This is a genomic window from Caballeronia sp. GAWG1-1 (assembly GCF_023631465.1).
Taxonomy (GTDB): Bacteria; Pseudomonadota; Gammaproteobacteria; order Burkholderiales; family Burkholderiaceae; genus Caballeronia.
Window position 1 is genome coordinate 275,359 of the sequence record NZ_JALQDB010000011.1, and the last position, 6,157, is coordinate 281,515.

Consider the following 6,157-nt stretch of genomic DNA (forward strand, 5'->3'; position numbering starts at 1 on the left):
GCGTTGCCACGGTCCGGGTTCTCTTCGTTCGAGTATCTCGATCGCGCTTAGTTGCCGCTATAACCCAGCGGCTTCGTCGTGTTGTTCTTCGCGATGTCCGCCAGCGTCGACACGATATAACGCGGCGACTCGGTCAGCGTGAGCGTGATGCCGCCGTTGTTGTACGGCGCGCTCGACACGTTGCCCATCGGATCGATCAGCGCCACCGTGCCCGCCGTGCCAGGCACACCTACCTGCAGCTTGTACGAGGTGTTGTAGCTCGAACTAAAGGTGCCGTCGGCCGCGGGCCACACTGCATTGTTATGCGTCCACAACGCGGTGATGATCTTGCCGCTGCCAAGCTGCTGGAATTGATAGGCGTACACGCCGGCCGGCAGGTTCTTGACCGGACCGAGCGTCACCGTGCCATCGAGCACGCGGGTCATCGTGGCGACTTGCATCGCGGCCGGCTTCGGGCTGATGTTGGTCGTGCCGAATGCCGCTTGCGGATTGTCGAGGTCGAAGAACGTGCCGTAGCCAGGTTCGCCCGGGAAGTCCGGGCCGAAGAAGACATAGGTTTGATCCGCGCCTTCGCCGAGCATGATGATATGCGTACGCGCCACCACCGCGCCCTGTGCGTACAGAATGTTCGGCGACGGATAGTTCGGGCCATAGCTCGAACCGATGTCATAGCTGATACCCGTTTCCGTCACGAACAGCTTCATGTTCGGCTTGTATTCCTTCGCCATCTCCGCGCGCAGGTTGCGCATCTCGTTGAGCAGCGAATTCGCGGCATCGGCGGGGTCCGGGTCCGTGTGATGACGCTCCGGCGGATGCGAGGGCGACGTGCCCGCATCGTAATAACCGTGCGTCGCGATGCCGTCGATATATTGCGCGTAACCCAAGGGCGCGAGACGCTTGAGGCGATCCGTCGTCAGCGATGGGAACGGCTCGGCCGGGCCCATCACGACCGCGTGCGGATCTTTCGCATGCAGGCCTTGATACGCGGCCTTGTAAAGCGCGACGAAGTTGGCATCCGTGTCTTTCCACAGGATGTACGGCTCCCACGTCACCTGATAGTAGTTCGACGACATCGTCGGATAGTATTTCTGGCGAATCGCCTCGGTTTCCTGACCGACGCGCGACAGGTAGTTCGAGAAGTAGCCGAGATCGGCCGGCGCATAGCCGTAGTCCGGGCTCAGGCCGTGACCGCTTGCCCAGCCGGGAATGCCGTCGAGCCGCACGAGACGCATGACCTTGCCCGACGTGTAGAACGGATCGAGGTTGTTCGCGCTCGGGTTGAAGGTGTTGCGGCCGTTCGGTTCCATCACCGACATCTGACGATCGTCGATAGTCGAGGAAATGCCGAGCGCCGACAGCATGACGCCGTTGTCGTTGAAGCCTTGCATGCCGAAGCGATGTTGTTCCTGCTTCGTGTAGGTCACGGCCGGAATCGTGCCGCTCAGATCCGGCGTCACGCCGAAGCTCGCGAAGCCATTCGGACGCGTGCCCGAGGTTTGCACCTGGCCGCCGCCATTGGCGAGCGTCGCGGACACGGCAAAGTAGCCGGCGAGCGTGGACGAGCAGGTGAGGGTGGTGGTCGTTGCAACCGAAGGCACCGCGAAACTGCCGCTCGCGACCGTCTTGCCGAGCGCGTCGGCGATAGTCCACTTGAGCGTATCGGCGCTGCCGGCGCGCGTGGTGACGGCGACCTTGAACTTGGCGTTGATCGCGAACATGCGCGAACCGTCGCCTCCGGGGGTATCGACGGTGATCTTGCCGTTGCCGGCCGATGCCGACGACACCGCCGGCGAAGCACACGTCAGACGCAAATTCGAGGCAGCCTTGGCAACCGCTTGTTCGGTGGCATCGGCTTCGGAGCCGGAGGCGGCGGAGGCGTTTGCCACGCCGGCGGGGCCGGCGCTAGCCGCGCTCGTGGAGGCGGGAGAACCGCCGTCGCTGCCGCCGCAACCGGCAAGAGCGAGAACGAGCGTCGAAAGCAGGAAAGGACTTTTGGTCATCGATTCAAAACGCATAAGCGCAGATAAAACCAGGCGTTATTTCGATTACGCCCAGCGATGCAAAAAGCATCTGGTTTTCGACAGGCGGGCTGGGTTCTGATACGCCATCCGACCGGCTTCGACATGCACGCATCCCGCTTTTGCTACACGAACGGTTGAACGCGCAAACGTTTGCTATATCGCTCGATATCGCGAGATAGAAGGGTGACGAAAAGCGGGTGGTCTGCTGGAACTAATGATGAGAAGAAATCGATGCAAGGTAACTATTGCTCGTTTCTAAGACATTTCCGACTCGTCGGAAGCAAATACTACTCGATGGATTGAATGGCGTTGAGTAATACTGAGTAACAAAATGTTACGTATGAGGATAGATTTTTGCTTGAATTCGCATGGCAAACCCACGCCAGCCTTGCCGATAGCGCCCCGACGGTTTAACTTGAGCGACGCTAAAAAACTTTTCGTGGAGGTGGATGTGGCTTATCTGCTACTTGTGATCGAGCCCGTGGAGCAACGCAGCCAACGCACGCCAGAAGAGGGGCGCGAGGCGTATCGGCAGATGGGAGAGTTCGCCGACAGCCTGAAAGCGCGTGGCGTTTTGCGCGCATGCGAGTCGCTGACTTCGCTCAAGGATGCGTCGCGGGTTTCGCGGGCATCGGCGGATGACGCGAGAATCATCGACGGACCGTTCGCCGAGGCAAAAGAAATGATCGGCGGATTTTTCCTGCTCGATTGCGAAACGCACGCCGAAGCAGTTGAAATTGCCGCAACGTGCCCGGCGGCCGCGTGGTGCACGATCGAGGTCCGCAAAGTCGGGCCGTGCTATCTCTGAGACGAGTTTCGCTGCTCCCGGGCGATTTCCTGTCGATCGACGGGCGCGTCAAACGTCGTCCCAATGAAGCCGGCAATTTCGCTCGTCTTCCCATTCGCGTCGGAGCCTTACGCCATGCATCAACAGATTTTCGTCAACTTGCCCGTGCGCGATCTGAAGCGCTCGATGACCTTCTTCAAGGAACTCGGCCTCTCGTTCAACCCGGCTTTTACCAATGACGACGCCGCGTGCCTCGTTATCGGCGAAAACATCTTCGCGATGCTGCTCGTCGAGAAGTTCTTCCAGACCTTCACCGCAAAAGCGATCGTCGATGCGCACGAGGCCACCGAAACGCTCGTGTGTTTGTCGTGCGAGAGCAGGGCGGAAGTGGACGACCTCGTCGCGAAGGCGTTGAAGGCGGGCGGGCGCGCGCCGCGCGAACCGCAGGATCACGGCTTCATGTATGGCCACGGCTTCGAGGATCTGGACGGTCACATCTGGGAACTCGTGCATATGAATCCGGAAGCGGCGTGAGCGAGCGTTCGGACGCCGGGCGGGCGGCTCAGTCGATCGCGACGCGCAAGACCATCGACGCGGTGTGGCGAATGGAATCGGCGAAAGTGATTGCGAGCGTGGCCCGCGTGGTGCGCGACGTCGCGCTTGCCGAGGAACTCGCGCAGGACGCGTTCGTCGCGGCGCTCGAGCATTGGACCGATGCGGGCGTGCCGGACAAGCCGGGAGCGTGGCTCATGACGACAGCGAAGAACAAGGCGCTCGACCGGCTGCGGCAGCACACGCTGCACGCGCGCAAGCACGAGGAACTGGGCCGCGATCTCGACGCCCAGGAGATGCACATCACGCCCGATTTCGTCGATGCCCTCGACGCGGCCCGCGAAGACGACATCGGCGATGATCTTCTTCGGCTGATTTTCACGGCGTGTCATCCCGTTCTTTCCGTCGATGCCCGCGCCGCGCTGACGTTGCGCCTGCTCGGCGGCTTGACGACCGATGAAATCGCGCGCGCGTTTCTGGTGCCGGAGCCGACCATCGCGCAGCGGATCGTGCGCGCGAAGCGCACACTGACGGCGGCGCGCGTGCCGTTCGAGGTGCCGCAGGCGGACGCGCGGGCGGCGCGGCTTGCGTCGGTGCTCGAAGTCATCTATTTGATTTTCAACGAAGGTTATTCAGCGACCGCCGGCGACGACTGGATGCGCCCCGCGCTCTGTGAAGACGCACTGCGTCTCGGACGCATTCTCGCCGAGCTGATGCCCACGGAGAGCGAAGTTCACGGCCTCGTCGCGTTGATGGAGATTCAGGCGTCGCGCACGAAGGCGCGTGTCGATGCCCAAGGACGGCCGATTTTGCTGCCCGATCAGGACCGCAGCCGCTGGGACCCGCTTTTGATTCGTCGCGGGTTGACGGCCTTGCAGCGCTCGGAGACCTTGGGCGGCGCGCGCGGCGTGTATGCGCTACAGGCGGCGCTTGCCGCGTGTCACGCGCGCGCACCGAGCGCCGACGCGACTGACTGGCTGATGATCGTCGCGTTATACGACGCGCTCATGCAAACGGCGCCCACGCCGGTGGTCGAGCTGAATCGCGCGGTCGCGGTGAGCATGGCTTATGGGCCGCAGGCTGCGCTCGATATCGTCGATGATTTGCGGAAGGAGCCAGCGCTCAGGACTTATCCCTGGTTGCCAAGTGTGCGTGCGGATTTGCTGGCGAAGTTGGGACGCAAAGACGAAGCGCGCGAGGAGTTTGCGCGTGCGGCTGCGTTGACTAGGAATGCTCGGGAGCAGGCGTTTCTTTTGAGGCGGGCGGAGGAAATGGGGTGATGTTGGGGTCGTGGTTGCTGTGTCTAATCTTTGAGTTTACATAAGATAAATTAGCGCAGTTTTTGCGTGTAGCGGCTAGATTGTAATGTCCGTATATGGACTCCTCCTCGTTTGCAAACACTCCGCGTGTCAGCCCTAGTATCGATCGCTCACGTATATCCGGTCTCATGAAGCTGCGCCTCAATGAGGCAGCGGACCCTGATGGGCTATTCGCGCGCTGATTCCCAATCGCTTTTACGGGCTCGAAGCCCCGGACATTAGCGGGTTCGATCAGCGCCGGTTCGACCTGTTGGCCATCATGCGGCTTGTTTTGCAATCTTAAAGAAGGTATCGCTAGTCGCGAACGACTTTACTGCGCAGCCAGCCTTGGCTGGTAATCTGTTTGCCGTGTGATCATCGCCCACGCGATCCTCGTAGTCTTGTTCGCCAAGGCGACCGCGGCAACGTTGGGATGCCGGCTTGCCGCAATACGCATGACCCAGAGACTTAGCGCATCAGTCCTGCGTTTGGCCATCTGGATCATCGCTCGAGCGCCGTGAATCAAGAGGCAACGCACATAAGAATCGCCTCTCTTACTGATTCCGAGAAGCCGTTCCTTGCCGCCTGAACTGTTCTGCTTGGGCGTCAACCCCAGCGATGCAGCCATCTGTCGTCCATTGGCAAATTGCCTGGCATCGCCCACTGCGGCCAACAAGGCCGTGGCGACCATCGGACCGACGCCACGCAACTGCTGCAGACGCACCGCTACGGGATCAGATGCCGCGATGGCAGTGATTTCGCGGTCTAGTTGTGCTATCCGATCGTCCAGTGAGCGCAGGTCTTCCCAGATCCCCGTGAGCAGTCGACGGAAACGATCACTCAGACCGCAGTTGGTATCTTCGAGCCAAACAGGAACTGCGCGTCGTAGCTGAAGTATCTGTTTGGGAGCCACGAGACCGTACTCGGAGGCCAAGCCACGAATCTGGTTTGCTTTCGCGGTTCGTTGCTCCATCAGTCCAGTGCGCACCCGGTGAGCTGCCTGCACGTCTTGTTGCCCGACCGTCTTGACGGAGACGAAACGCATGCCAGGCCGACTTATCGCTTCACAGATAGCTTCAGCATCGTTGGCGTCGTTCTTATTGCTCTTGACGTACGGCTTCACGAACTGCGGAGCGATAAGCTTGACCGTATATCCAAGCATCTGGAGACGCCGTGCCCAATAGTGAGCCCCGCCACACGCCTCCATTCCGATCTGTGCATGCAGGGGAACCGTTTTGCGCAGGATATCCAGCCATTCATCGCGTGCAAGCTTGCGACGCCAGACCGTCTTCTCGCGTCGATCCACGCCGTGAACTTGAAAGACATTTTTTGCGAGATCGATCCCGACGCGAATGATGTCCATCTTGTGTTCCTCCTGATTGACCGGTTGAAGACAACTGCAATCATGCGCCCTGTTCCCGCGGGGTGAGGAGGAGTCCATCCCATTGCTTTTAGCCAGATTCAAATGTCCGCTTCGAGCCGCCTAAGCTTACCCCGCG

At 60.5% G+C, this 6,157-nt stretch carries 5 protein-coding genes; 3 read left to right on the forward strand and 2 right to left on the reverse strand.

What is annotated here, in order from left to right:
• Positions 1 to 47: 47 nt before the first annotated feature.
• Positions 48 to 2,000: a hypothetical protein gene (locus NCT03_RS07725; RefSeq protein WP_250492394.1), complete on the reverse strand. Its 1,953-nt coding sequence runs from the start codon at positions 1,998 to 2,000 to the stop codon at positions 48 to 50.
• A gap of 472 nt (positions 2,001 to 2,472) precedes the next feature.
• Between NCT03_RS07725 and NCT03_RS07730 the strand changes: the two genes are divergently transcribed.
• The 3 genes from NCT03_RS07730 to NCT03_RS07740 all read left to right on the forward strand — a co-directional run bounded on the left by NCT03_RS07730 (position 2,473) and on the right by NCT03_RS07740 (position 4,640).
• Entirely contained in the window at positions 2,473 to 2,829 is a 357-nt protein-coding gene (locus NCT03_RS07730) for a YciI family protein (RefSeq protein ID WP_250492395.1), read from the forward strand.
• Positions 2,830 to 2,943: 114 nt separating this feature from the next.
• On the forward strand, positions 2,944 to 3,342 hold the full coding sequence (locus NCT03_RS07735) for a VOC family protein (RefSeq protein WP_244827868.1): 399 nt from the start codon (positions 2,944 to 2,946) through the stop codon (positions 3,340 to 3,342).
• A 71-nt stretch (positions 3,343 to 3,413) separates the two neighbouring features.
• Entirely contained in the window at positions 3,414 to 4,640 is a 1,227-nt protein-coding gene (locus tag NCT03_RS07740; protein WP_250492407.1) for an RNA polymerase sigma factor, read from the forward strand.
• 349 nt (positions 4,641 to 4,989) lie between these two features.
• Here the strand turns inward: NCT03_RS07740 and NCT03_RS07745 are convergent, their stop codons facing one another.
• Positions 4,990 to 6,021 (reverse strand): IS110 family RNA-guided transposase, encoded by a 1,032-nt coding sequence (locus tag NCT03_RS07745; protein ID WP_250470253.1) that lies wholly within the window; start codon positions 6,019 to 6,021, stop codon positions 4,990 to 4,992.
• Positions 6,022 to 6,157 lie beyond the last annotated feature (136 nt).

Bases quoted from the DNA above. Each gene is read 5' to 3' on its own strand.
- NCT03_RS07725 (WP_250492394.1), bottom strand. From the start codon at position 2,000: ATGACCAAAAGTCCTTTCCTGCTTTCGACGCTCGTTCTCGCTCTTGCC.
- NCT03_RS07735 (WP_244827868.1), top strand. From the start codon at position 2,944: ATGCATCAACAGATTTTCGTCAACTTGCCCGTGCGCGATCTGAAGCGC.
- NCT03_RS07740 (WP_250492407.1), top strand. From the start codon at position 3,414: ATGGAATCGGCGAAAGTGATTGCGAGCGTGGCCCGCGTGGTGCGCGAC.
- NCT03_RS07745 (WP_250470253.1), bottom strand. From the start codon at position 6,021: ATGGACATCATTCGCGTCGGGATCGATCTCGCAAAAAATGTCTTTCAA.